The sequence below is a fragment of the Nonomuraea longicatena genome, from assembly GCF_039525605.1.
GTDB classification, from domain to species: domain Bacteria; phylum Actinomycetota; class Actinomycetes; order Streptosporangiales; family Streptosporangiaceae; genus Nonomuraea; species Nonomuraea longicatena.
In genome coordinates this window covers 102,402-126,737 of sequence record NZ_BAAAHQ010000031.1, presented here as the reverse complement: position 1 = coordinate 126,737, position 24,336 = coordinate 102,402, and the positions used below count along the sequence as shown (strand labels likewise).

Annotated in this window: 23 protein-coding genes; 10 read left to right on the top strand and 13 right to left on the bottom strand. The window is 72.4% G+C overall.

The window, feature by feature from the left end; translation table 11 throughout:
• Positions 1-197 precede the first annotated feature (197 nt).
• Both ABD120_RS26905 and lon read right to left on the bottom strand, forming a co-directional pair.
• Positions 198-1,325 carry a Fic family protein gene (locus ABD120_RS26905; protein WP_343952868.1) on the bottom strand — a complete coding sequence of 376 codons (1,128 nt, stop codon included), beginning with the start codon at positions 1,323-1,325 and terminating at the stop codon, positions 198-200.
• A 210-nt stretch (positions 1,326-1,535) separates the two neighbouring features.
• On the bottom strand, positions 1,536-3,899 hold the full coding sequence (gene lon / locus ABD120_RS26900) for an endopeptidase La (protein ID WP_343952867.1): 2,364 nt from the start codon (positions 3,897-3,899) through the stop codon (positions 1,536-1,538).
• A gap of 153 nt (positions 3,900-4,052) precedes the next feature.
• Between lon and ABD120_RS26895 the strand changes: the two genes are divergently transcribed.
• From ABD120_RS26895 to ABD120_RS26860, 8 genes are all read left to right on the top strand, one after another.
• Positions 4,053-5,291: a sensor histidine kinase gene (locus ABD120_RS26895; protein ID WP_343952866.1), complete on the top strand. Its 1,239-nt coding sequence runs from the start codon at positions 4,053-4,055 to the stop codon at positions 5,289-5,291.
• Positions 5,288-5,947 (top strand): response regulator, encoded by a 660-nt coding sequence (locus ABD120_RS26890; protein WP_343952865.1) that lies wholly within the window; start codon positions 5,288-5,290, stop codon positions 5,945-5,947. Before ABD120_RS26895 ends, ABD120_RS26890 begins: the two co-directional genes overlap by 4 nt.
• Before the next feature lie 60 nt (positions 5,948-6,007).
• On the top strand, positions 6,008-7,078 hold the full coding sequence (locus ABD120_RS26885; protein ID WP_343952864.1) for an acyltransferase family protein: 1,071 nt from the start codon (positions 6,008-6,010) through the stop codon (positions 7,076-7,078).
• A gap of 77 nt (positions 7,079-7,155) precedes the next feature.
• Entirely contained in the window at positions 7,156-7,863 is a 708-nt protein-coding gene (locus ABD120_RS26880) for an alpha/beta hydrolase (RefSeq protein WP_343952863.1), read from the top strand.
• A 62-nt stretch (positions 7,864-7,925) separates the two neighbouring features.
• Positions 7,926-8,567 carry a biliverdin-producing heme oxygenase gene (locus ABD120_RS26875; RefSeq protein WP_343952862.1) on the top strand — a complete coding sequence of 214 codons (642 nt, stop codon included), beginning with the start codon at positions 7,926-7,928 and terminating at the stop codon, positions 8,565-8,567.
• A gap of 21 nt (positions 8,568-8,588) precedes the next feature.
• Positions 8,589-9,173 (top strand): TetR/AcrR family transcriptional regulator, encoded by a 585-nt coding sequence (locus ABD120_RS26870; RefSeq protein WP_343952861.1) that lies wholly within the window; start codon positions 8,589-8,591, stop codon positions 9,171-9,173.
• A gap of 75 nt (positions 9,174-9,248) precedes the next feature.
• Positions 9,249-9,566, top strand: a complete 318-nt coding sequence (locus ABD120_RS26865; protein WP_343952859.1) for a hypothetical protein — start codon at positions 9,249-9,251, stop codon at positions 9,564-9,566.
• Between the two features lie 76 nt (positions 9,567-9,642).
• On the top strand, positions 9,643-10,785 hold the full coding sequence (locus tag ABD120_RS26860; protein WP_343952858.1) for a DUF6745 domain-containing protein: 1,143 nt from the start codon (positions 9,643-9,645) through the stop codon (positions 10,783-10,785).
• Positions 10,786-10,891: 106 nt separating this feature from the next.
• On the opposite strand, the gene ABD120_RS26855 is transcribed toward ABD120_RS26860, so the two are convergent.
• The 8 genes from ABD120_RS26855 to ABD120_RS26820 form a co-directional block, all read right to left on the bottom strand.
• Positions 10,892-11,530: an NADPH-dependent F420 reductase gene (locus ABD120_RS26855; protein WP_343952857.1), complete on the bottom strand. Its 639-nt coding sequence runs from the start codon at positions 11,528-11,530 to the stop codon at positions 10,892-10,894.
• Positions 11,531-11,845: 315 nt separating this feature from the next.
• Positions 11,846-12,376 carry a hypothetical protein gene (locus tag ABD120_RS26850; protein WP_343952856.1) on the bottom strand — a complete coding sequence of 177 codons (531 nt, stop codon included), beginning with the start codon at positions 12,374-12,376 and terminating at the stop codon, positions 11,846-11,848.
• A gap of 105 nt (positions 12,377-12,481) precedes the next feature.
• Positions 12,482-13,342: an STM4011 family radical SAM protein gene (locus tag ABD120_RS26845; RefSeq protein WP_343952855.1), complete on the bottom strand. Its 861-nt coding sequence runs from the start codon at positions 13,340-13,342 to the stop codon at positions 12,482-12,484.
• The gene (locus ABD120_RS26840) at positions 13,329-14,597 is read right to left on the bottom strand and encodes an STM4012 family radical SAM protein (RefSeq protein WP_343952854.1); all 1,269 of its coding nucleotides are present in this window, start codon (positions 14,595-14,597) and stop codon (positions 13,329-13,331) included. Before ABD120_RS26840 ends, ABD120_RS26845 begins: the two co-directional genes overlap by 14 nt.
• Positions 14,588-15,385 carry an STM4013/SEN3800 family hydrolase gene (locus ABD120_RS26835; RefSeq protein WP_343952895.1) on the bottom strand — a complete coding sequence of 266 codons (798 nt, stop codon included), beginning with the start codon at positions 15,383-15,385 and terminating at the stop codon, positions 14,588-14,590. Before ABD120_RS26835 ends, ABD120_RS26840 begins: the two co-directional genes overlap by 10 nt.
• A gap of 5 nt (positions 15,386-15,390) precedes the next feature.
• Complete coding sequence (locus ABD120_RS26830) at positions 15,391-16,476, bottom strand: STM4014 family protein (RefSeq protein WP_343952853.1); 1,086 nt, start codon at positions 16,474-16,476, stop codon at positions 15,391-15,393.
• The gene (locus tag ABD120_RS26825; RefSeq protein ID WP_343952852.1) at positions 16,473-17,468 is read right to left on the bottom strand and encodes an STM4015 family protein; all 996 of its coding nucleotides are present in this window, start codon (positions 17,466-17,468) and stop codon (positions 16,473-16,475) included. Before ABD120_RS26825 ends, ABD120_RS26830 begins: the two co-directional genes overlap by 4 nt.
• A gap of 14 nt (positions 17,469-17,482) precedes the next feature.
• Positions 17,483-18,457 carry an STM4015 family protein gene (locus tag ABD120_RS26820; RefSeq protein ID WP_343952851.1) on the bottom strand — a complete coding sequence of 325 codons (975 nt, stop codon included), beginning with the start codon at positions 18,455-18,457 and terminating at the stop codon, positions 17,483-17,485.
• A gap of 63 nt (positions 18,458-18,520) precedes the next feature.
• Here ABD120_RS26820 and ABD120_RS26815 point away from each other — a divergent pair, with 63 nt between their 5' ends.
• Both ABD120_RS26815 and ABD120_RS26810 read left to right on the top strand, forming a co-directional pair.
• Positions 18,521-19,906: an MFS transporter gene (locus tag ABD120_RS26815; protein ID WP_343952850.1), complete on the top strand. Its 1,386-nt coding sequence runs from the start codon at positions 18,521-18,523 to the stop codon at positions 19,904-19,906.
• Between the two features lie 76 nt (positions 19,907-19,982).
• Positions 19,983-20,672 carry a 4'-phosphopantetheinyl transferase family protein gene (locus ABD120_RS26810; RefSeq protein WP_343952848.1) on the top strand — a complete coding sequence of 230 codons (690 nt, stop codon included), beginning with the start codon at positions 19,983-19,985 and terminating at the stop codon, positions 20,670-20,672.
• 77 nt (positions 20,673-20,749) lie between these two features.
• Here the strand turns inward: ABD120_RS26810 and ABD120_RS26805 are convergent, their stop codons facing one another.
• The 3 genes from ABD120_RS26805 to ABD120_RS26795 are packed head-to-tail and all read right to left on the bottom strand — an operon-like array spanning position 20,750 to position 24,321.
• Positions 20,750-21,994, bottom strand: a complete 1,245-nt coding sequence (locus ABD120_RS26805) for an acyltransferase domain-containing protein (RefSeq protein ID WP_343952847.1) — start codon at positions 21,992-21,994, stop codon at positions 20,750-20,752.
• A 12-nt stretch (positions 21,995-22,006) separates the two neighbouring features.
• Positions 22,007-23,023, bottom strand: coding sequence for a cytochrome d ubiquinol oxidase subunit II (locus tag ABD120_RS26800; protein ID WP_343952846.1), 1,017 nt, complete (start codon positions 23,021-23,023; stop codon positions 22,007-22,009).
• On the bottom strand, positions 23,020-24,321 hold the full coding sequence (locus ABD120_RS26795; RefSeq protein WP_343952845.1) for a cytochrome ubiquinol oxidase subunit I: 1,302 nt from the start codon (positions 24,319-24,321) through the stop codon (positions 23,020-23,022). The genes ABD120_RS26800 and ABD120_RS26795 overlap by 4 nt, the downstream gene beginning before the upstream one ends.
• Positions 24,322-24,336: the final 15 nt, after the last annotated feature.

Here is a 24,336-nt window from a genome sequence, read left to right as displayed (position 1 = left end):
CACGAAGCTGGGTGCGATCATGGGGAGGGACCTTCTGGGAGAACGGGCGGCGGGCGCTCAGCGGGCCTGACAGGCGGGAGCGCACATTCGGCACATGAGTCGGCCCATGGCGCTCAGGTGCGGGGTGTATGCCTCGTTCACGCTGGTGGCAACGATCCGCCGATGTCCCCTATTCCCTATCTGTCGTGTTAGGTAGGTCACACGTACGGATCACGCAGCGGCTCGGCCCGCTCGGCGAAGTCCGCCTTGATCACGGCCATGCGCGGGCCCGGCGCGTAGTAGCGGCCCTTGGTCTCACCGTACGGCCGCAGCCACCCCTTGGCGGCCAGGTCGCGCAGGTCGCGGACCGCCTGCCCCTGGCTGAGCACCTCGTCGGCCTGGTAGCGGGTACGGCGCAGGCGGCGGTTGACGAAGACCTCGTACAACGCGGAGACGGCGCGGGGGTTGAGCCCGTCGGCCTCGATCTGCTTCTCCAGGAGGACCCAGATCTCCCCGGCCTCGGCCAGCCGCCGCGCCACGCGCTGCGCTTGGAGGTGGTGGGCCCGCAGACAGAACCGCACCCAGGACAGCGTGTCACCGTGAGGGCTCCAAAGCCGCCCGCCGACCTCGCCGAGCACCGCGTAATACTTGAGCGTCACCTGTGGCTGCCCAAGCCACTCCTCGATCGAGGAGAACTCCGGCGTGGTGATCTGGTCGCGTCCAAGCACCAGGGTCTGGAGCGCACGGGACATGCGGCCGTTGCCATCGCGCCAGGGGTGGATCTTGACCAGGTTGAGATGGGCCATCGCGGCACGGACGTACCCCGGAGCGTCGAGGTCGCCCTCGTTGAGCCATGCGATCAGTTCGTCGAGCAGACCGGGAACCAGCTCCACGTCAGGACCCTCGTAGACGACCTCACCGGTGTCATAGTCACGGATGTAGATGCTGCCGGGTCGAACCACACCGGGAGTTTTGTCGGAATGGTGGCCGATCATCATGAAGTTCAGCCCGTTCATCAGACCGACGTCGTACCGGAACACCGACGCACGCGCCAGCAACTGGATGTAGGTCAGTGCCTGCTGATATCCGGCGATCTCTCGCGCCACGCGGGAGGAGGTTTCCAGAGGCTCCTCGCCCGACATGATCGACTCGATGTCCTCGACGCTGGCGTGGTAGCCCTCGATGGAGTTGGAGCCCTGGATCGCCCTCGCCTGGAGCTGTCTGCGCAGTTGCCCGTCCCAGCGATGGTTTTCGGCGAGGCGGTACTTCAGGTCGCGGCGCATGTCCTCGATCTCGTGGAGTACTCGCTGGTCCTGGGATTCCAGAGCCGGTGTCACGTAGAGCATGCGAACCATGACAGCATGGCTCATTCATTAAGTCAAACAGTTAGATGATTGAAGGATACGAAAGAGGCCGCCACGTCGGAACGTGGCGGCCCCTCCCGGACGAGCCGGGCCGGACTGCAGGGCGGAGAGGACCCTGTCGTCCTCGCGAAGGGGCCCGCCCCTTACGGGCCCGCGACGCGACCGGCTCGTCTCCCTCTCCCCTTCGGAGGACTATGCGGCGACGGCGGAGGCCGCCACCTTGGCCGGGGTCAGCGCGATGTCGAGGACCTCGCGCACGTCGCCCACCGCGTGGACGGTCAGCGCGTCGCGGACCTCCTGCGGCAGGTCGTCCAGGTCGGGCTCGTTGCGCGCCGGGATGAGGACGGTGGTGATGCCCGCCCGGTGGGCCGCCAGCAGCTTCTGCTTGACCCCGCCGATCGGCAGCACCCGCCCGGTGAGCGAGATCTCGCCGGTCATCGCCACGTCGTTGCGGACCGGGCGGCCCGACAGCAGCGACGCCAGCGCCGTGGTGAGCGTGACGCCCGCCGACGGCCCGTCCTTGGGCACCGCGCCCGCCGGGAAGTGCACGTGAACCGAGCGGTCCTTCAGCGCGGTGACGGGCAGTTCGAGCTCGGCCCCGTGAGAGCGGAGGTAGGACAGGGCGATCCTGCCCGACTCCTTCATCACGTCGCCGAGTTGCCCGGTGAGGGTGAGCCCGGTGTCGCCGGTCTCGGGGTCGGCCAGCGACGCCTCGACGTAGAGGACGTCGCCGCCCGCCCCGGTGACGGCCAGGCCGGTGGCCACGCCGGGGACCGAGGTGCGCTGCTTGGACTCGGGCAGCGACGACTCGGGCACGAAGCGCGGACGGCCGAGGTAGTCGACCAGCGAGTCGGCGGTGACATTGACGGGCGTCTCGTCCTTGGCGGCGACCTTGCGGATCACCCGGCCCACCGAGCGCTCCAGGGAACGCACTCCGGCCTCGCGGGTGTACTCGGCGGCCAGGCGGCGCAGCGCGCCCTCCTCGAAGGCGATCTCCTCGGGCTCGAAACCGGCCTGCTTGAGCTGCTTGGGCAGCAGGTGGTCGCGGGCGATGGCGAGCTTCTCGTCCTCGGTGTAGCCGTCGAGGGTGACGATCTCCATGCGGTCGAGCAGCGGGCCCGGGATGGCTTCGAGCACGTTGGCCGTGGCCAGGAAGAGCACGTCGCTCAGGTCGAGCTCGACCTCCAGGTAGTGGTCACGGAAGGTGTGGTTCTGCGCCGGGTCGAGCACCTCCAGCAGGGCGGCGGTGGGGTCGCCCCGGTAGTCGGCGCCGACCTTGTCGACCTCGTCGAGCAGCACGACCGGGTTCATGGAACCGGCCTCGCGGACGGCGCGGACGATGCGGCCGGGCAGCGCGCCGACGTACGTGCGCCGGTGGCCCCGGATCTCGGCCTCGTCGCGGACGCCGCCGAGGGCGACGCGGACGAACTTGCGGCCCATCGCGCGGGCCACGGACTCGCCGAGAGAGGTCTTGCCGACCCCGGGCGGGCCGGCCAGCGCGAGGACGGCGCCGCTGCGCCGCCCGCCGACCACGCCGAGGCCCTTGTCCTGGCGGCGCTTGCGCACGGCCAGGTGCTCGATGATGCGGTCCTTGACGTCGTCGAGACCGGTGTGGTCGGTGTCGAGGACCTCGCGGGCGCCGGTGATGTCGTAGTTGTCCTCGGTCCTGGTGCTCCAGGGGATGTCGAGGACGGTGTCGAGCCAGGTGCGGATCCAGCCGGTCTCAGGGGACTGGTCGGAGGTGCGCTCCAGCTTGTCGACCTCCTTGAGGGCTGCTTCGCGCACCGTCTCCGGCAGTTCGGCGGCCTCGACGCGGACGCGGTAGTCCTCCTCCTCGCTCTCGGCCGAGTCGCCCTTCAGCTCGCGCAGTTCCTTCTGGACGGCGGCGAGCTGCTGGCGCAGCAGGAACTCGCGCTGCTGCTTCTCCATGCCCTCCTGGACGTCCTTGCGGATCGTCTCGGCCACGTCGAGCTCGGCGAGATGTTCGCGCGACCACTCGACCAGCTTCTCCAGCCGGTCGGCCGGGTCGGGCGACTCCAGCAGCAGGAGCTTCTGTGCGGTGGACAGCCACGGGGTGTAGCCGGAGCTGTCGGCCAGCACGGAGGGGTCGTCGATCTGGTTGACCTGGTCGACGACCTGCCAGGCGCCGCGCTTCTGCAGGATCGTGGTGGCCAGGGCCTTGTACTCGCGGGCCAGCTCGCCCGCGCGCTCGCCCGCCTCGACGCGGTCGAACGCGGTGGCCTCGACCCACAGGGCGGCGCCGGGGCCGGTGGTGCCGGTGCCGACGCGCACGCGGTTGACACCGCGCACGACGGCGGCGGGCTCGCCGCCCGGCAGTCTGCCGACCTGTTCGACCACGGCCTGGACGCCGACCGCGCCGTACTTGCCGTCGATACGGGGAACGAGGAGCACCTGTGGCTTGTTGCCACCTGATGCCTGTGCCGCGTCGATCGCCGCCCGCACCTCGGAGTCGGACAGGTCGAGCGGTACCACCATTCCGGGCAGGACGACCTCGTCGTCCAGCGGCAGGACCGGGAGGATCAGGCTCTCACTCATGCGAACTCCAAAGGGTTGAGTTATACCGACTCAATTCACTGGAGCCCGCCAATGTTCCCAACCTTGCCGATGTTCGCTCAGAGCGATCGTAATCATGTAAGTAGCTCTTGAGAGGGACGTGGGTTACGCGATGCCCGCTATAGGCTCTACCAGGTGATTTCCGCCCTGGTGCGGCCGATCCAGCTCGCACTGCTCACGGGCAAGGCCGACTCCCCGCCACCGCGCTCCCGATTCCTGCGCTTCCCGGTCAGGCTCGGCCCGATCCGGCACATCGACCTGGTCCGGGTCGGCGCCGTACTGCTCGCCTGGTGGGTGTGCGTGGTCACCGCCAACGAGATGCTGCACCTCAACCGGGCGATCCGCGTCGAGACCGGCGTCTGGCCCGTGACCGATCTGTCCGTGTACGTCACGGCACTGGCCCTCTCAGCGCCCATCGCGATCTGCGACCGCTGGCCCATGGGCGCCTGGCGGCTGGCGATCCTGATGCTGCCCCAGACCGTCTCCACGGTCTCGGCGCTCAACCCGCGTGACGACGGGTTCAGCTACCCGTTGGCACTGGTCGTCATGTACCCCCTGGTCCTCTACGTCGTGGCGCGCCGCCAGGAGCGCGGGGTACTGGTGGCGATCTGGCTGATCTCCCTGGCCGTGATCGCGATGCTCGACAGTCCGACTCTGCCGCAGGCGGCGATCATCCTGGCCGCCCCCCTCCTGATCGGCTACAACATCCGGGGCCGCAAGAGCACGGCCGTGGAGCTCGCGCAGGTCTCGCAGGCGCAGGCCGTCCTGGAGGAGCGTTCGCGCATCGCGCGCGAGCTGCACGACGTGGTGGCCCACCACATGTCGGTGATCGCGATCCAGGCCGAGGCCGTCCCCCTGCAGGCCAGGGGCGACGCCGAACGGCTGGAGCGGGGCCTGGCCGAGATCCGCGCGCTGTCGCTGGAGGCGATAGCGGAGCTGCGGCAGGTGCTCGGGGTGCTGCGCGACGGCGAGGGCCGCACCGACACCGCTCCGCAACCGGGGCTCGACCGGCTGGAGGAACTGGTGGCCAACGCGCGCGGCGCCGGGCTGCGGGCGACCCTGGAGCGCGGCGGCTCGATGCGGGTGGCGCCCGCCGTGGGGCTGTCGGTGTACCGGATCGTCCAGGAGTCGCTGAGCAACGTGATGCGGCACGCGCCGGGGGCGCGGGTGACCGTACGGGTGACGCGCACCCCCGTGGAGCTGCGGGTGCGGGTCTCCAACGGGCCGGGGGTACGGCCCGGCACGCAGGCGGGCGCGGGTCACGGGCTGATCGGCATGCGTGAGAGGGTGGCCATGCTCAACGGGACGCTGGAGGCCGGGCCCTCCGCGTACGGTTTCAAGGTCGAGGCCCGGATTCCGCTGGAGGCCGCGTGATCAGGGTGCTCATCGCCGACGACCAGGGCATGGTCCGCACGGGGTTCACCGTGTTCCTGAGCGCCCAGTCCGACATCGAGGTGGTGGGAGAGGCCGCCGACGGGCGCCAGGCGGTGGAGCGGGCGGCCCAACTGCAGCCGGACGTGGTGCTCATGGACGTGCGGATGCCGGTCATGGACGGGCTCCAGGCAACCCGACTGATCACCTCTCGTGATGATATTTCGGCAAAAGTCCTAATCCTTACCACGTTCGATCTCGACGACTATGTCTACGAGGCGCTGCGCGCCGGGGCGAGCGGCTTCCTGCTCAAGGACGCCTCCGCCGTCCAGCTCGCCGAGGCGGTGCGGGTCGTCGCCGACGGCGACGCGCTGCTCGCCCCCGCCGTCACCCGGCGGCTCATCCACGAGTTCGCCCGGCTCGGCGAGCCGCGCGCGCCCGTCACCAGGCGACTCGGGCAGCTCACCGAGCGCGAGACCGAGGTGCTGGTGCTGGTGGCACGCGGCCTGTCCAACCAGGAGATCGCCGCCAAGCTCGTGCTGTCGGAGCAGACCGTGAAGACGCACGTCGGCCGCATGCTGGGCAAGCTCGGCCTGCGCGACCGCGCCCAGGCGATCGTCCACGCCTACGAGAGCGGCCTGGTGCGTCCGGGCGACTGACACCCCGGATCACCCGCGCGGGGGACGCGGGTTACGGCGGCGCGCTCCTACGGTCGCCGCATGTCCGTCCTCACCGATCGCATCACCCGTCAGACCCCCGCCGCCAGAGACAGGGGCGTGGACGCGCTGCGCGCCCTCGCCATCGTGGGTGTCGTCCTCGGCCACTGGCTCGTCACCGCCTGGGAGCCGGGGCCGTGGATCTCCAGCCCGCTCGCCCACCAGCCGGGGCTGGCGCCACTGTCGTGGGTGCTGCAGACGCTGGCGGTGTTCTTCCTCGTGGGCGGGTTCGCGGCGGCGCGCGGGCTGCGCGAGCCGTACGGGGACTGGGTGCGGGGCCGGATGCGCAGGCTGCTGCTGCCCGCCGCGGGACTGCTGGCGTTCTGGGCGGTCCTCGCGGTCGCGCTGCTCGTGGTGCGGCGGATGTCCGTCCCGGGAGTGCGGGCGCTGGCGCTGCCCGCCGTCGGGCCGCTATGGTTCCTCGCGGTCTTCGCGCTGCTGACCGCCCTCACGCCGCTGCTGGTCAGGCTCAGGTACGGTGTCCCGCTCATGCTGGCCGTCGTGGCGGCGGCCGACGTGGGCCGCTTCGCACTCGGTGCTCCCGGGTGGACCACGTGGGTGACGACGGTGGCCGGGTGGCTGGTGCCGTACCTGCTGGGCATGGCGTGGGCGCGCGGCCGGGTGAGCCGTCGCCACGGCGTGCTGATGCTGGCGGGCGGCGCGGCGGCGACGGCGGTGCTGGTGGGCGCGCTGGGCTACCCGGCGAGCATGGTGGGGGTCACCGGTCAGGCCGTGTCGAACCTGAGCCCGCCCACACTGGCCGCCGTGACGTTCGGGCTGGCCCAGTGCGGTCTCGCGGTGCTGGTCCGCGAGCCGCTGGCCCGGCTGATGCGACACCCGCCGCTGTGGGCGGCCGTCGCGCTCACGAACCTGGCGGCGATGCGGATCTTCCTGTGGCACCAGACGGCGCTGGTGCTGGTGGTCGTGACCTTCGGGCTGTTCGCCAGACCGGACCGGATCGAGTGGATCTGGAACCGGCTGGCCTGGCTGCCCGTGGCGGCGCTGACGCTGGCGGCGATCCTGTGGGGGCTGGGATCGGCCACCAGGCGGATCAGGAGGCCGAGGCGACCATGACGGGGCGCTTCTGAGCGGTCCGAGATCACTCTTGATGGGGACGCCGGTTACCCGGCGGCCTGCCTAACGTCCCGGAGATGAGACGTAAATGGGCGGTGCTGGGGCTGACGGTCGCGACGATGGTGGCGACGGCGCCGGAGCCCCCGCAAGAACGGCTGGTGCGCGTGTACGGCGACCTCGCGGGCGCCGAGCGGATCGCGGTCGTCGTGCCCGGCTCCGACACGACGGCCGCCGCCTTCGAGCGGGGTCACCACCGGCCCGGCGGGGCGGCCAGGGCGCTGCTGGCCGAGGCCGGGCGGATCGCGCCGGGAACGAAGGTGGCGGTGGTGGCGTGGCTCGGGTACGACAGCCCGGCGATGCTGAGCCTGCACACGGTCATGACCGACCGGGCGCGGGCGGGCGGGGCGGCGCTGAGCCGTACCCTGGAGAGCCTGGCGCGGCGGACGTCGGCGCCCATCACGCTGATCTGCCACAGCTACGGCGCACTCGTGTGCGGGCACACCCGCCTGGGGCCCGGCGTGCGCACGGTGGCGATCGGCAGTCCCGGCCTCGCCGACGGCGCCGCTCCCGACTGGGCGGGTATGGCCGGCGGCGACTGGGTGGCCAGGGTGCCGCGCCTGCGGATCGGCCCCATCGGCTACGGCGCCGACCCGCGGTCGGCCGCCCGGGTGTTCGCGACCGGAACCGGCGGGCACAGCGACTACTTCGCCCCCGGCGGCGTGTCGCTGCGCAACCTCACGCTGCTGGTTCTCCGATTTTATGACAGGGTGTCGTCAACGGCTTGACGGGCCCCGCCGAGCTTTGTGACACTTTGTCATGAAACACCAGCACCATATTGAGGTGATCCGTGACCTCGTTCTCCGAGACCCTGAAGAACGCCACCTGGGGTGAGCACGAAGCCGCCGAAGGCGACAGCTACCTCAAGGAACTCATGGGCGGACGGCTGAGCCCGCTGGAGTACGGCGCGATGGTCGCCCAGCACTACTTCGCCTACCTGGCCCTCGACGGCGCCGCCGCCACCCTGGCCGGGCACCCGGTCGCGGGCCGCTTCGTCTTCCCCGAGCTCTACCGGCAGCAGGCCCTCGAACGCGACCTGCGCACCGTGTACGGCGACGGCTGGCGCGCGGCCGTCGCGCCGTCCAAGTCGACCCGCACGCTCGTCGCCCGGATCGAGCAGGTCGCCGACTGGCCCGGCGGGTACATCGCCCACCACTACACCCGCTACCTGGGCGACATGTCCGGCGGGCAGTTCATCCGGATGGAACTCCAGAAGATCTACGGCTTCGGCCGGGGCGGCGGCGTCGACTTCTACTACTTCGACGAGGTCGCCAGCCTGCCCCGGTTCAAGAACGAGTACCGGGCCCGGCTCGACGCCCTCGACCTCGACGAGCGCGAGCAGCGGCGGGTGATCCGCGAGGTCAAGCTCGCCTACCAGCTGAACACCGAGGTGCTCGCCGAGCTCTTCCACATCGTCAGGGCCGCGGCCTAGCCGTGGGCCTACCATGAGGCTATGCCCCGCATCTCCGCCGCCACCATCGGCGAGCACCGCGCGCAGACCCGGGAGCGCATCCTGCAGGCCGTGTCGCGCCTGGCCAGGGTGCAGGGGATCGACGCGATCTCCATGACGGACGTGGCGGGTGAGGCGGGCATCACCCGGACCGTCCTGTACAACTACTACCCGGACAAGGCGGCGCTGCTGCTCGCCTTCACCGAGCGGGTCACCCAGTACTTCATCGAGAGTTACGAGCGGGAGCTGCCCGAGGCGGCCTCGCCCGCCGACCGGCTGCGGGCCTACATCCGGCTGCAGTTGTCCGGGCTGCTCGCCCACCCCCACCCGGGCGCGGCCGATCTCAGCGCGGCGCTCGGGCCCGACGCCTACCAGCAGCTCGCCGAGCACGTCGCGCCGATGCAGCGGGTGCTGGTGGAGATCCTCGACAGCGGCACCTTCACCGGCGACTCCGAGGCCACGGCGCGGATGATCCTGGCGGTGATCGGGGCCGAGCGGGTGCCACTGCTCAGCGGGACGCTGACGCTGGAGGAGGCCGAGCGGCTGGTGTCCGGCTTCGTGCTACGCGCCCTCGACTGGGCCTCCTGACCTCTCACCGGCCGCCGCTGCGGAAACTGTCGGTCGTCCTCGCTACCGTTCCCGGTGGATCATCGAGGAGGCCACATGTTCCGTCAGGGCGACATCCTGATCGTGCCGCAGCCCGAGCAGTCGGTCCCGGCGCATCTGCTCACACGCGAGTCCGACCCCCGCGACGCCAGGGGCAGGCTCGTCCTCGCCCTCGGCGAGGCGACCGGCCACGCGCACGCCGTCCCCGGCCCCGGCCGCCTGCTGACCGACCCGTCCGGCACCTGGCTGCACCTGCCGCCCGGCGGGCGGCTGGTGCACGAGGAGCACGACCCGATCACCCTGCCCGCCGGCTGGTTCCGCGTCGTCCGCCAGCGCGAGTACATCCCCGGCGCCTACCGCTACGTCGCCGACTGACGATGATGACGCAGGTGAGCGCTTCCCGCCAGGGTCTGACCCGCCGACCGACCCCCACGACCCCAGGAGTCCCCTCATGAGCGACGCGCTCCCCATCGACGTCGAGGCGCGGCTGCTGACCTGCGCCGCCGCCTGGCACGAGCACGCCTTCCGCACCGGCCCCGCCGACCGCGCGGAGGCACGGGCCGGGGTGCTGGCCGCCTACCGCGCCGCCGAGCTGGCCGAGCCCGCGCGCATCGTCTGGCTCGCCTCTCCCGCGCAGGCCGCGCTCGCCGCCGCCGTCCTGACCGGCGCCGCCCCCTTGGCCCGCCTGCGGAACTCCCCGTTGGGCGGGCTGCTCGACCCGGTCCTGGCCGCCCTCGGTCCCGACCTGCCCGAGCCCGGGCCGAGCGTCCGCGACCGGGTGCGCACCCGCCCGTGGGAGACCGCCAGGGCCGAGACCTCGGGCGCGCTGAGTCCTCGGGCGCTGGCCGCCGCGTGGCGGCTCACGGGTGAGCCGCTGTGGGCGCGGACCGACGCACTGGTCAGGCACATCCGCGACGCCCTCACCCCGCAGACCGGGGCCGCCCAGGACACCGGGCTCGGCGCCCTCCTGCGGATGACGACGCTCGACGCCGTCCTCGGCCAGCACGACGCCGCGTGGCTGGCGGCCTTCGACGGCCTCGGCCACACCTCCGACGCGATCGAGGCGCTCCAGCGGGTGGCGCGGGCGGGCGGCTGGTGGTGGCCGTACGAGCGGGTGGTGCTCATGTGTGAGCGTCCGTCGCTCCTGCGCCTCGACGACCTCGGGCGGCCGCACAACGGCGACGGCCCCGCGCTGGCCTTCCCCGACGGGTTCGCGCTGCACGCCTGGCACGGAACACCGATGCCGGAGCACCTGCCCGAGACGCTCGCCCACCTCGACGCGGCCCGCATCACCGCAGAGACCAACGCGGAGCTGCGCCGGGTGATGCTCGAACACTACGGCGTCGAACGCTACCTGGCCGACTCCCGCGCGGAGCCGGTGGGGCGCGATGAGACCGGCATCCTGTGGCGCGTGGTCATGCCGGACGACGAGCCGCTGGTGACCGTGGAGGTGGTCAACTCGACGCCCGAACCCGACGGCAGCCGCCGCACGTACTTCCTGCGGGTCCCGCCGTGGGTGCGGACCGCCCGGGAGGGGGTGGCCTGGACCTTCGACCTGGCCGCCGACGCCTACGCCCCACAGCAGGAGACCTGACCGCCACCCGCACGTCCCCGTGTCGGCCCGGCGGTAACAAGGCGGAGAGGGCCTTCTTGCTGACGGCGCAGCCCGAAACAGACGAGTGGTACGCACGGGTACATGGTCAGAGGGCGGAGAGGGCCTCCTCCTTGCTGACGGCGTGGCCGAGGCCGCCGATCTCGTGCAGGTCTCCGAAGACCTCGATCCGGATCGACTGGTCGATGCCGCCGACCCTGACCGGCTCGAACCCGGCCGCCCGGATCAGTTCCGCGACCTTCTTGCCCGCCTGCTGGTCGTCGGCGGCGTAGAAGCCGACGGCCCGCTCCGGGCTGCGCCGCGAGGCCGAGGCGAGGGTCTCGGCCGACAGTGTCCCGAACGCCTTGACCAGGCCGGCCCCGTCGGGCAGCAGCGTGCTGATGATCCCCCCGGCCGACTCGTGCTCCCCGATCGTCTTGGCGAACCCGCCCTCGCCGTCGGGAGCGATCGGGTTGGACGGATCTACCACGATCTTGCCGTCCAGGCGCCCGCCGTACTCGGTGATCAGCTGTTTGATGGTCTCGAACCACACGGCCATGACGACCACGTCCGCCTGGGAGATGGCGTCGGCGACCGATACGGCCGTGCCGTGACCGTCCAGGGTGTCCGCGAGCTTGCGTGCGTTGTCCAGGTTCGTCCCTGCGACCAGCACGTCCACTCCCCCGGCCGCGAGGTCGGCGGCCAGCCGCGAGCCGATGTTTCCCGTTCCGATGATGGCGACGCTCATGATTGTTTTCTCCCGTGGTGCGACACAGCTCGCGCGAACACGCGTGCCCCGACCCGACAGACACCTGCCCACGCGCTCTCACCGGCATCGGAGCCCTGCTCGTTCCTGACGCAAGTTTGACCGGCCCGCACCCTGGGCGCTGGACCTCTGAAGCCCTTCTGACCTGCGGAGACTCTGGGATTCCCACCCGGCAGGCCGACGCACGGGCAGGGTCCAGCGTCAGCCGGGGCCACCGCAGGGGCGCCGACAAGATCTCCGAGCTGTCCACCTGGTGTCCGAAGCCGGAGTCGAGTGCGCGACTGTGCCGGGGAGGTGTCAGCGGCTGAAACGGGGGTCCCCGTCCGGTGTGCCGGAGTCGAGGGCCGAGCCGACGACGGGGCCGATCACGGTGCCGCCCAGCGTGACCTCGCCCACCGGTCCGTCGAGTTCGACCGCGGGGAAACCGTCACCTCGGGTGCGGATGTCGCCGTCGACACGCAGCGACTCGATGCTGCCGCCGGGTTTGACGCTCAGCGCGATCGCCGACAGCTCGGTCTGCACCCCCTTCACCAGGCTCGTCCCCGTGCCTCCGGCCGTGGCCAGGTCGCCGTGGACGGTCAGCGTGCCCATCGGCCGGTCGAGACCGGGCCGTTGTTGACCACCCGTTCGACGGTCGCGCAGCGTGTTGCCGGTCGTCACCCGCACGCCGCGTCCGCCGAAACGCAGCACGCCGCCGCGCAGCGTCGTGCCCGGCGGAAGCGTGATCGACGGGCTGCCGGAGATGATCCCGACCACCTCGATCGCGGTGGCCCGCTCGGTGATCGCCTGACGCAGTCCGGCCACGTCGGACACCCGTACCTCGGTCATCCGGCTCTCCCTTGGCTTACCGTCCGTTCGCTTCTCAGCATGCGGGACCTCGTCACATGGATTCGTCTGGTTCTCTCCTGAAGTGCGGCAAGCCCGGACCAGGGGTCAGGCGGGCCAGTGGGCGGGGATGCGTTCGAGGACGCCGCCCGCGAAGGTGTCGTACAGCGGCAACGCCTCCAGGTGGACGTAGCCGATATGACAGTCACAGACCGCCAGCGGGCACGGCCGGGGCCCGAGGGCGGCCAAAGCGGTGCCGTCGTAGAGGTTGCCGAGACGCTCCCTGACGAAGTGGCAGCGCCGTACCTCCCCGTCGCCGTCCACCGAGACGACGCTCTCCCCCGTACGGCACGGCAGCCCGAAGCTGTGATGGGGGCGGCGGCTGTAGGAGAACAGCGGATCCAGCGCGGCCCAGCGCGCGGCCTCCGCATCGGTGTACACGTGTCCTTCGGCGGCGTTGACCCACAGGTAGACCGACGCGGGCAGGTCGGCGCGCAGGCGGCGGGCGGCGTCGAGGTGAGCGGGCAGGCCGACGACCCCGACGCTGTACCTCACCCCCGATGCCGACAGTTCCCGGCACTTGGCGAGGAAGCGCGCGTGGCTCACCTCCCCCGGGTGGTAGGTCGCCCACAGCGCCGCCTTCCCCAGGTCGGCCGAGGCCAGCCACGCCGTACGCCCGCCGAGGTTGGTCTGGATCGCCACCCGCCGCACGTGGGGCAGGTGGCTCAGCGACACGATCGCCGCCCGGTACCACGATCTGACCAGCCCCTCTCCCCACGGCGTGAACAGCACCGAGACCGGGAAGTCGCGCCCGCCCACCCACCGTGTGAAGCGTTCGAGCGCCTCCCTGTCGGACCGCAGCAGCGCGGGCCCGTCGCGCCGCTTGGCGAACGGGCAGTAGGGGCAGTCGTAGTCGCAGCTCGACAGCGGCCCCCGGTAGAGGATCGTGAGATGGTCAACGGTGGTCATAGTGGTCCATCAGCTCCTGGACGCGGCCGGAGAACAGCGCGGGCCCGATGGCGTCGGAGTGGGCGAGCCCGTCGGGCGTGAGCCGCACGGTGGTGGCGTCGGCCTCGGCCCAGCCGCGATCGGCGTACGGCGTGAGCGGGAAGTCGTCGAGCACGTCGGTGCCGAAGCGCTTCAGGTAGAGCGCCCGCGACAGGCCCTCGGCCTGCAGCAGCGACTGCAGCAGGTGGCGCCGCCGCCGTTCGCCGTCGTCCAGGTGGAAGCCGACGTTGGCCCGCGTGAAGTCGCTTTCGCGCACGTACTCGTCCACGATGGCGCGCACGTGGCGCACGCCGACGGCGTACTCGAAGGAGTAGTGCAGGCCGGAGGTGTAGGAGCGGGCGCCGCAGCCGAGGCCGACCGTGCCGTCGGTCTGGCACCGGTAGGCGGCGGTGTCGGCGGAGCCCGGCAGCCGGAACATCCGCATCGACACCTGTTCGTAGCCCGCCTCCAGCAGGTGGTCGCGGCCCTGCCGGTAGAGGGCCAGGCGCTGGTCGTCCCACTCCCGCGGGCGCAGTCCGAGGCCGGTGAGCGGCCGGACGTACAGCGGGTAGAGGTAGATCTCCTCCGGCCGCCAGGCGAGCGCCGCGTCGAGCGAGTAGCGCCAGGAGGTCCGGTCCTGCCCGTCGATGCCGTAGATCAGGTCGAGGTTGAGGGTGGCGACCCCGGCCGCGCGGATGGCGGCCAGGGCCGCCTCCACCTCGGTACGGCGCTGCGGCCGCACGGCCGAGCGGGCCTCGGCGTCGATGAAGCTCTGCACCCCGATGGAGATCCGGCTGACCCCGCGCCCCACGAGCACCGCGAGCCGGTCCGGCGTGGCCGTGGCCGGAGAGGTCTCGATCCCGACGGGGATCCCGGCGGGCAGCGCGGCGAGGTCGAACAACCGGTCGAGCTCGCCCGCCGACAGGTACGTCGGGGTCCCGCCGCCGATCGCGGCGGCCGCGTAGCGGGCCTCGGGGACGGCCTCGCGGACGGCGGCCAGTTGCCTGGCCAGCGCGTCGAGGTAGGCGGACACCAGTGTTTCCGGCGCCCCGGTCCTGGTGAACAGGTTGCAGAAGCCGCAGCGCATCTCGCAGAAGGGGATGTGGAGGTAGGCGAACAGCGCGGAGACGTCCTCGCCCTCCCACACCTGCCGCAGCGGCGGCCGGGGCTCCAGTGGCCGGTAGGCGGTCTTGTGCGGATAGGAGTAGACGTATCCCTGGTAGGGCGTCATTGCCATGCCCCCTTCTCGATGACGAACTCGGCGTAGGGAACGCTCCAGACGACCTCGTGCCCGATGCGGTGGCCGGTGTGGCCGTCCTCGCCGTAGGCGGTGCCGTGGTCGGAGCAGACGACGGCCAGGCACGGGCGCCGGGCGCTCATGAGCGCGAACAGCTCGCCGAGGTGGGCGTCGACGTAGGCGAGCGCGGCCGCGTGGCTGTCGAGGCCGTCGCCGGTGGCGCCGGGCAGGTAGAAGTGGTTGGGCTGGTGCAGCGCCGAAACGTTGACCAGCAGGAACACCGGCTCCTCCCGATCGTGTACGGCCCGCCGCGCGCACGCGATCTGCTGTTCGAACGAGGTGGGCGAGGTGACGCCGAACCCGGGCTCCCAGTGGGACTCGGCGAACAGCGACGGCAGCGCGGAGCCGAGCGGCGTCAGCTTGTTGAAGAAGCCGACTCCTCCGACGCAGACCGTGTGGTAGCCGGCCTGGGCCAGCCCGGTGGGCAGGTCGGCGGCCGCGAAGCGCCAGGTGCCTTCGGCGGTGGTCTCGCTGCCGGGGAAGTCGGCGGCGAACAGCCGGGGATGCGGTCCGGGCTCGGCCGGGGTGGGCAGGAACCCGGCGAGCATGGCCGCGTGGGCGGAGTAGGTGAAGCTGCCCGGGGTGTGCCTGCGTTCCCAGCGCCCCCCGGGCAGGACGCGGGCCAGGGTGGGCAGCCGTCCCGCCGCGAGCTGGTCGGCGGCCACGTCGTAACGGAGGGTGTCGAGTGTGACGAGCAGCAGGTCGTGGCTGCCGATCACCCGTCGCATGTCTCTCACAGGACCGCCTTGAGGTGGTGGAGCTGCGCGGTGTAGGTGTCGAGGCCCTCGGCGGTGCCGGGCAGGCCGGTGAGCCCGGGGAGCAGGTCGCCGAAGGCGTTGACCTCGGCGACCGCGAACCGGTTCAGGTCAGTGCCGACCATGAGATCGACGGCCGTCATGGGGCTGGCGGGGAAGCAGGCGGCGGCCTGCGCGCACACGTCGAGGGCGGCGGCCCAGCGGCGGGCGCCGAGCCGGTCGCGCAGGCCGTCGAGATCGCCTCGGGCGGCGCCGAGGTGGAGGTTGGTGATGGGGCCGAGGGCGGCGCGGACGACCGCGTGGGTGGGGGTGCCGCCGATCACGACCACGCGGAGGTCGATCACCCGGCCGCCGAGCGACGCCTTGGGGAACCAGCGTTCGACGTGCAGGCCGTCGGGGGCGAGGGCGGCGACGAGCCGGGCCACGTCGGGCTCGCGGCCGTAGGTGCGGACGCGGAGGGAGTTGTGGAGGCCGTCGTCCTCGAACGCGGCGGAGGTGACGGCTCGCACCCGTTCGCCGTCGGCGTTGAGGGCGACGACGCCGGAGGCGGAGGATCCATGGGCGGGCTTGACGAACACCCTCGGCCACCCGGCCTCGGCCATGCGCGCCCGCAGCCGCTCGTAGGCGCCGCCCGGTGGGCTGTCGGTGAATCCCGGCAGCGCTGGAGGCACCGGCACCCCCGCCGCCTCCAGCAGGGCGTGGCAACGACGTTTGTCGAACATCACCGCGATCTCGCCGACGTCCCCGGCCAGCCGGGCGCCCGGGGTGGCGGCGACGGCCTCGCGTACCCGGTGGAGGGCCCGCACGAAGTGCTCGTGCCATCGGGCGCCGCCGCCGACGCGGGTGGGCGCGCCGGGGCCGCGCAGGAGGGCGTCGACCTCGGCGTCCTCGCCGGGCGACTCCAGTCGTACCAGCGCGCCGTCGGGCAGCGGGGGCGGGCCGGAGGTGAGCACCTGCCGCCACGCGACCACCTCGGGCGGGCCGAGCCCGCAGCGGGCGGCGGCCTCGGCGAACAGGCGGGTGCGCCGATCGCCGGGGACGCCGACGACGACCAACGGCGTCACTCGGCGACCGCCACGTAGCGGTCGTCGTCGTCCGGAGCGCCCCCGGCCCGCGCGCTCACCCGCACGCCCGGCAGGGCGGCACGCAGTCGCTCGACCATCGGCTCGGACAGGTAATGGTGGTCGAGGTCGAGTTCGCGCAGGTGGGTGAGCGGCTGCCCGGACAGCAACGCCTCGGCGCCCACGTCGGACAACGTGCCCATCGACAGTCTCAGCGACTCCAGCCGCGCCACCACCGGCGCCGTCGCCACGGCGGCGGCCACGTCGTCCTGATCCTCGCTGTCCTGGAGGCCGAGATGCCGCAGCGCGGGCAGCCCGGCGCCGGACAGAATGCCCGCCCAGTCGTCCGGGCCCGAGTCGCCGCCGTAGTGGATGACGCCCAGCCAGAGTTCGAGGTGGCGCAGCGCGGGGAAGACGCCGTCGCCGATCGTGCGGACGGTTTCGCCCGGCAGCCCGCCGGACTCGATCCGCAGCACCTCCAGCCCGGGGTGCTCGACCGGCTCTTTCATGATCACGCAACCTCGGGCCTCCAGGCGCCGCAGTCCGGGGTAGGCGCGCAGGAGCGGGGCGGGGTCGGCGTGGTCGATGTAGGCGATCGTCGTCTCCTCGGTCACGTGGTCGCCGAGGAACACCGCCTCCAGCGACGTGAGCCGGTCGGCCGCCGCGACGAGCGGGTCGATCGCCTGACCCGAGTCGTAGTCCTCGAACTCCGGGCCCCACCAGCCGGCGACGATCGCCGTGATCCCCGCCGGGTCGACGCGCCGCAGGAGCAGGTCGAGGGCCTCGGCGAACTCTGGACCGTCCACCGTCGCGTCTCCGGTGGTCTCGTCCCACGTGATCGGCCCGGCCGCGACCCGCCAGGCGGCCGTGCCCGGCTCCGGCATGGGTACGGGCTCGCCCGGCTCGTCCGGGTCGCCGTGCACGCGGACGACGACTCCGTCGACGACCGCGTGGACGGGCAGGCCGTGAAACGTCTGAAGGTAGGTCTCGCGCATGGGTTCCTCTGAGGTCATTCGGAGATCTGGACGTATCGGTAGCCGGGGTGGTACCTGTTCTCGGGTTCCGGCTCGCCGAGCACCCGTACGCCGGGGAGGGCGGCGCGCAGCCGCTCGACCATCGCCTCGCTGACATAGTGGGGGCCGAGGTCGAGTTCGCGCAGGTGGGTGAGCGGCTGCCCGGACAGCAGCGCCTCGGCGCCCGCGTCGGACAGGGTGCCCATCGACAGGCTGAGCGACTCCAGTCGCGCCACCACCGGCGCCGTCGCCACGGCGGCGGCCACCTCGTCCTGGCGTTCGCTGTTCTGCAGGCCGAGATGCCGCAGCGCGGGCAGCCCGGCGCCGGACAGGACACCCGCCCAGTCGCCCGGCCCCGAGTCGCCGCTGTAGTGGCTGACGCCGAGCCACATCTCCAGGTGCCGCAGGGCGGGCAGGGTGCTCGCGCCGACGCCGCGCACGACCCCCGACGGCAACCCGCCCGACTCGAACCGGAGCGCCGTCAGCGCGTGGTGCTCGACCGGGTCGAGGCGCAGCCCGCTGCCGCCGCGCACCTCCAGCCGCCGCAACCCGGGGTAGGCCGTGAGCAGCGGGGTGAGGTCGCCGTGCTCGATCCAGGAGATCTCGGACTCCTCGCTGACGATGTCGCCGACGAAGACCGCCTCAAGGGCAGTGAGCCGATCGGCCGCCGCGACGAGCGCGGAGACGACGACGTCGGAGCGGGTACCCTCCCAGCCCGGCCCCCACCAGCCGACCACCAGCGCCTTGACGAGCGCGGGATCGACATGCCTCAGGAGCCGCTCCAGCGCCTCTCCGAAGGCGTCGCCCTCCTCCTCGTACGGCGCGCCGCCCACCCGCCAGGCGACCTGGTCGGCCGGGAGGTCGCACGGCCGCCCGGAGTCGGCGAGCAGCGGAGCCGGGGGATCGTCGTCGTCCTCCGCCAGTTCGCAGACCGGCAGGCCGTGGAAGACGTCGAGGTGCTGGTGGGGCACGGGGGACTCCTGATGTTCGGGGGGTGACCAGGTCTACCAGACCCAGGTGACAATATTGACGCCATGGAAACCGGCCAGATCACCCTCAAATCCGGACGTGGACGCTGGATTCTGGCAGCGACCGTACTCGGTTCCGGCCTGGCCATGCTCGACAGCACGATCGTCAACGTGGCGCTGCCGTTCCTCGGCGACGAACTCGGCGCCGAGATGGACGGCCTGCAGTGGACCGTCAACGCCTACACCCTCACGCTGGCCGGCCTGATCCTGCTGGGCGGCTCGCTCGGCGACAGGTACGGCAGACGCAAGATCTTCCTCATCGGCACCGTCTGGTTCGCCGTCGCCTCCGCGCTGTGCGGCGCGGCCCAGAACATCGAGACGCTGATCGCCGCCCGCGCGCTGCAGGGCGTCGGCGGCGCGCTGCTGACACCCGGGTCGCTGGCGATCATCCAGGCGTCGTTCGCGCGCGCCGACCGGCCTCGGGCCGTGGGCGCCTGGTCCGGCCTGGGCGGCGTGGCCAGCGCGATCGGCCCGCTGCTCGGCGGCTGGCTGGTGCAGTCGGCGGGCTGGCGGTGGGCCTTCCTCATCAACCTGCCGTTCGCGCTGGTCGTGGTGCTCGTCACGCTTCGGCACGTGCCGGAGTCGAGGGACGAGCGGGCGGCCGGGCGCTTCGACGTCCTGGGCTCGGTGCTCGCGGCGCTGTCGCTGGCCGGGATCACCTACGGGCTGATCGAGACGGGCGCGCCGATCCCGCTGGTCGCGGGCGTGGCGCTGGGCGTGGCCTTCGTCGTGGTCCAGATCCGCAGGTCGCCGGACGCGCTGGTGCCCGTCGGCATCTTCCGCGACCGCGTGTTCACCGCCGTGAACGTGGTCACGCTGGTCATGTACGCGGCGATGAGCCTGGTGTTCTTCCTGCTCGTGGTGCAGTTGCAGGTGGTGTCGGGATTCGGCCCGATCGCGGCGGGCTCGGCGATGCTGCCGGTGACGCTGCTCATGATGGTGCTGTCGGCGCCGGCGGGCGAGCTGGCCAAGCGGATCGGGCCGCGCTGGCCGATGACCATCGGCATCCTGGTGGCGGGCGCGGGGTTCGTGTACATGTCCACGATCGGGCCGGGCTCGTCGTACTGGCTGCACGTGATCCCGGCCGCGACCGTGTTCGGGCTCGGGCTGTCGGCGGCGGTGGCGCCGCTCACCGCGACGGTCCTCGCGACGGCGGACGAGCGCTACGCGGGTACGGCCAGCGGCGTCAACAACGCGGTGGCGCGCACGGGCGGCCTGCTGGCCGTGGCGGCGGTCCCGCCTCTGGTGGGGCTGGTCGGCGACGCGTTCAAGATCCCGGCGGTGTTCGACGCGGGCTTCCGGCAGGCGATGCTGGTCAGCGCGGCGATGATGGCGGTGGCCGCGCTGATCACCGCGGTGACGATCCGGCAGAACGTCCTGGCGCCTGAGTAGCCACCGGCCCTCGACCGATCCTCGCTCCCGGCCTGCCACGGTGGGGTCCGGCGATCGTGGGACCGGAGGCGGGGCGATGGGCTGCGAGGTGTGGTGGGCGGAACTGGGGGACGTGCGGCCCTGGCACGAGGAACTGCTGGACGCCGTGGAGCGGCGCCGCCTCGCGCGCTACCGCCTTCCGGCGGACCGCGACCGTTTCCTGCTGGGCTGCGCGACGACCAGGATCCTGCTCGGCGGGCGGCTGGGCGTGCCCGCGTCCGAGGTGCCGCTGCGGCGCGACTGCCCGGACTGCGCCCGGCCGCACGGCAGGCCGCGCCTGTCCGGCGACGAGTTGCACCTCTCGGTGTCGCACTCCGGCCGCTGGGTGGCGGTGGCGGTCACCGGCCTCGGGCCCGTCGGCGTGGACGTGGAGCGGGTCGCCGTGCGCGGCGCCGCGCTGGTGGCGGCGGCGCTGACGCGGGCCGAGCGGGCCGAGCTGGAGCGGATGCCCGATCCGGTGTCCGGGTTCGTCACTTACTGGACGCGCAAGGAGGCCGTGCTGAAGGCCACGGGCGACGGGCTGCGCGTCCCCATGCCGCACGTGCGGGTCTCGGCCCCCGACCGGCCCGCGCGCCTGCTCGGCTTCCGAGGCCGACCGCGCCTGCGGGTGGCGCTCACGGACCTGTCCCCGAGGGAGGGGTACGCGTGCGCGCTCGCGGTCGCGGGGCTGCGGGAGGTACCCCGGGTGGTGGAAGGCGACGCCTCCGCCCGCCTCATCGCGGGGTGAGCGCGTGCCCCTCGGCCCGGAGCCGCGCCGCCGCCCGCCTCATCGCGAGGTGAGGTCGTGGCACGCCTCCGCCCACTTCATCGCGGGGTGAGGTCGTGGCCCTCGGTCCAGATCCGTGCCGCCGCCGTGAGCAGGGCGGCCCGGTCGGCCTCGGCGGGCCCGGGGCGGGCCGGCAGGAGGGCCGCCACGTCGCTGCGCCCCTCGATCACCGACCGGTGCCTGCGGCAGGCGGTGACGAGCCCCTGGGACGGCCCCGCCTCGACGAGCAGGAAGTCGCCGTCGGTCAGCAGCCGGTCGAGCGCGGGCCAGAACAGCACCGGGTCCGCCACCTGCCTGGCCCAGAACCACGGGTCCCCGGCCTGCTCGGCGGTGAGCGGCGCGCAGGTGTAGGCGGAGTAGAGCGGCATCTCGGGCGGCTTGAGCGCGACACGGCCGAACACGTCGAGCCCGCTGTCGGCCAGGCCCGCGACGGCGGGGCTGTGGAAACCCAGCGGCGAGGGTACGGTCACCGCCGTGAACCCCGCCTCCCGCAGTTCGGCGGCGGTGTCGGCGAGTTCGGCGGCGGGTCCGGCGAGAACCGTCTGCCTGGGTGAGTTGACCGCGCCCACGACGACGGGCCCGCGCAGGTACGGAGCGAGCATGTCGGGGGCGGCGACGACGGCCAGCATCCCCCCGGGCGGCTGGAGCGCGGCGGCGGCGACGCGGTGCCGGATCACGGCCACGGCGTCCTCGATGGACAGCACGCGCGCCACCACTGCGGCGGCCGTCTCGCCGACGCTGTGCCCGAGCAGCGCCCCCGGCCGCACTCCCCAGCCGATCAGGGTGCGCGCCAGCGCGTGGCCGACGCCGAGCAGCAGCGGCTGCGCCCGCGACACCTCGTGGACGGGCACCTTCGGCTCGGCCGCCAGCCAGTCGGCCCGCGTCCGCTCCCCGTCGGGGCCGAGCAGGGTGAACAACTCGTCCATCGCGGCGGTGAAGACGGGCTCGAAGCCTTGCAGACCGGCGGCCATCCGGGTGTGCTGGGCGCCCTGGCCGGGGAACAGCAGCGCGACGGGCCGCCGCCGCGCGTGGACGGGCCGGGCGGCGGTCAGCGCCGCCAGCGCGGTGGCCGCGTCGCCCGCGACGACGGCCCCGCGCACCGCCCCGCGACCTCGGTGGCGCGCGTTCCACCGGTCGGCGACCCACGCGAAGCCCCCGGCCGCCCACTCCGAGGCCGGCCCCGGGGCCGGTGTCGCGGCCAGTGCTTCGGCCAGCCGGTGACGTTCGGCGTCCCATTCGGACACGTCGTGGCCCGACCAGAACAACGGCTTCAGCGTGGTCACGGCCCGTCCCTTCTAGAAGTAGGCGCGCGCGCCGGTCCTGACCTGCCGATACAGCCGCCCGGCCCACCACTGCAGGGCGGCCAGCAGCGGCATGAGCACGGCGACGACCCAGAACAACGGCGCCAGTACGGCCGGGTCCGCGCTGCCCTCCGCCACGGTCATGCCCGCGGCCTCGCCGTACCCGGAGACGATCAGGTACGGCAGCCGCCCGACGGCGACGGCGGCAGCGGCGGCGAGCAGGACGACGGCCGACAGGGCGAGTGCGGGCCTGGCCGCATGCCGCATCGCGAGGACGTCGCAGCCCACCAGCGCCACGGCGACCGCGCCCGCCAGCGCGTAGACGGCGACCGGCTGCTGCACGGAGGCGCGCACGTCGCTCGTCAGCAGCCCCACGACGAACGCGGCGAACGCCGAGGCCAGCGCGAGTCTGGTGAGCAGGCTCGCCAGCCGGATCGACCGCTCGGCCAGCGGCCCCCGGGTCCTGCTCGCGGCGAACGCCGCTCCGCGCAGCGCGAAGAACAACACCGAGGTGAGCCCGCAGACCAGCCCGAACGGGGTGAACAGCGCCGAGAACGTGAGCGGCAGCACCCCGTCCGGCCGCAGGGGCAGGGTGTGGAGCAGCGCGGCGCCGATCAGGCCCAGCGCCAGCGCGAGCACCAGGCTGGCGCCGGTGAGGGCGGCACTCCAGCCGTGCCGCCAGCGCGGCGACGGGTGGCGGCGGCGGAAGTGGACGGCGGCGCCGCGCACCACCATCCCCAGCACGAACGCGGCGAACAGCGGGAAGAGCCCGGACAGCAGCGTCCCCTCGAAGATCGGGAAGCCGCCGATGAGCAGGCCCATGACGGAGACGATCCAGACCTCGTTGCCGAGGAAGTACGGGCCGACGGTGCCGACGACCGCGTCCGTGTCGTCGTCGTTCCGGCCCAGGACGGGCAGGACGAGCCCGATGCCGATGCTGCGGCTCTCGGTGACGAGGTAGCCGGCGAACATCAGCGCGGTGAGGACGAGCCAGGCGGTGTGCCAGTTCACAGTCGGCCTCCGGTGGTGGCGGGGGTCTGCTCGTCGGCGCCGGACTCCTGTCCGGCGGAGCCGAGGTGGGCGCCGTCGGGGCCGCGCCGGGCGAACCTGGTCAGCAGCCGCCAGTCGGTGACGGCGAGGGTGCCGACGACGAGGGTGAAGATGATGAGCGAGGCCAGCAGGGTGCCGCCGGTCAGCCCGGGGCTGATGGCGTCCTCGGTCTTGAGGATCTCGTAGACGACCCAGGGCTGGCGGCCCACCTCGCGAAACAGCCAGCCGGCCGTACCGGCGAGGAACGGCACCGGGATGAGCCACGGGAGGATCCGCAGCATCCAGGCGAAGCGGGTGAGCAGCGCGTCCTTGACGGTCATGAGGGCGGTGACGACGGCCAGGGCCTGCATGGTGATGGCCGACCAGATCATGACCGTGCGGGTGACGTAGATGAACTCGTGGACCGGGATGTACTCGCCGGGGCCGTGCCGGGCGGCCATCTCCTCCTGGAGCCGGGCGGCCAGGGCCAGGTCGTTGTCGGCCAGGGCGCCCTTGATGGGCTGCTCGACGTTGATGACGTCGAGCAGGTTGCCGCCCATGAACGCGGTGACGAAGACGAAGACGGGCGCGCTGTAGACGGCCAGCCGCAGCGTGAACATGAACGCCGCCCGGTCGGGGTGGCCCGCCGGCAGCCGCCGCAGGTGCCAGGCGCTGACCCCGGCGACGAAGAACGCGCCGGTGGTCATCGCCGCCGCCGCGGCGTGCGGTACGGCGTGCCAGAAGTTGGGGTTGCCGACGAACTCGGCGAAGTCGGACAGGACTAAGCGCCCGTTGGCGGCGGAGGCGTGTCCGACGGGGTGCTGCAGGAAGGAGTTGGCCATGAGGACCCAGATGACCGACATCCAGGCGCTGATCGCGGTGAGCCAGATCATGGCCAGGTGCAGGCGTTTGCCGAGCCGGTTCCAGCCGAAGATCCAGATGCCGAGGAAGGTGGACTCCAGGAAGAACGCCACCAGGGTCTCGATCGCCAGGGGGGCGCCGAAGACGCTGCCGACGACCTTGGTCAGCCCGCTCCAGTTGAGGCCGAGCTGGAACTCCATCACGATGCCCGTGGCGATGCCGAGGGCGTAGTTGATCAGGTAGAGCTGGCCGAAGAACCTCGTCATCCGCTCATAGCGGGGGTTGCCGGTGACCGTCCAGATCGTCTGGATGATCACAACGTAGGTGACGAGGCCGAGCGTGAGAGCGACGAACAGCCAGTGCGCGATGGCGGTCAGCGCGAACTGGAGTCGTGCGTAGACGATCGCTTCCGCCGGCACGATGCACTCCTTCGT

Bases quoted from the DNA above. Each gene is read 5' to 3' on its own strand.
- ABD120_RS26905 (WP_343952868.1), bottom strand. From the start codon at position 1,325: ATGCTCTACGTGACACCGGCTCTGGAATCCCAGGACCAGCGAGTACTC.
- ABD120_RS26885 (WP_343952864.1), top strand. From the start codon at position 6,008: ATGTCCGTCCTCACCGATCGCATCACCCGTCAGACCCCCGCCGCCAGA.
- ABD120_RS26840 (WP_343952854.1), bottom strand. From the start codon at position 14,597: ATGGCAATGACGCCCTACCAGGGATACGTCTACTCCTATCCGCACAAG.
- ABD120_RS26815 (WP_343952850.1), top strand. From the start codon at position 18,521: ATGGAAACCGGCCAGATCACCCTCAAATCCGGACGTGGACGCTGGATT.
- ABD120_RS26845 (WP_343952855.1), bottom strand. From the start codon at position 13,342: ATGACCACCGTTGACCATCTCACGATCCTCTACCGGGGGCCGCTGTCG.
- ABD120_RS26850 (WP_343952856.1), bottom strand. From the start codon at position 12,376: ATGACCGAGGTACGGGTGTCCGACGTGGCCGGACTGCGTCAGGCGATC.
- ABD120_RS26865 (WP_343952859.1), top strand. From the start codon at position 9,249: ATGTTCCGTCAGGGCGACATCCTGATCGTGCCGCAGCCCGAGCAGTCG.
- ABD120_RS26880 (WP_343952863.1), top strand. From the start codon at position 7,156: ATGAGACGTAAATGGGCGGTGCTGGGGCTGACGGTCGCGACGATGGTG.
- ABD120_RS26855 (WP_343952857.1), bottom strand. From the start codon at position 11,530: ATGAGCGTCGCCATCATCGGAACGGGAAACATCGGCTCGCGGCTGGCC.
- ABD120_RS26825 (WP_343952852.1), bottom strand. From the start codon at position 17,468: ATGCGCGAGACCTACCTTCAGACGTTTCACGGCCTGCCCGTCCACGCG.
- lon (WP_343952867.1), bottom strand. From the start codon at position 3,899: ATGAGTGAGAGCCTGATCCTCCCGGTCCTGCCGCTGGACGACGAGGTC.
- ABD120_RS26860 (WP_343952858.1), top strand. From the start codon at position 9,643: ATGAGCGACGCGCTCCCCATCGACGTCGAGGCGCGGCTGCTGACCTGC.
- ABD120_RS26870 (WP_343952861.1), top strand. From the start codon at position 8,589: ATGCCCCGCATCTCCGCCGCCACCATCGGCGAGCACCGCGCGCAGACC.
- ABD120_RS26835 (WP_343952895.1), bottom strand. From the start codon at position 15,385: ATGCGACGGGTGATCGGCAGCCACGACCTGCTGCTCGTCACACTCGAC.
- ABD120_RS26810 (WP_343952848.1), top strand. From the start codon at position 19,983: ATGGGCTGCGAGGTGTGGTGGGCGGAACTGGGGGACGTGCGGCCCTGG.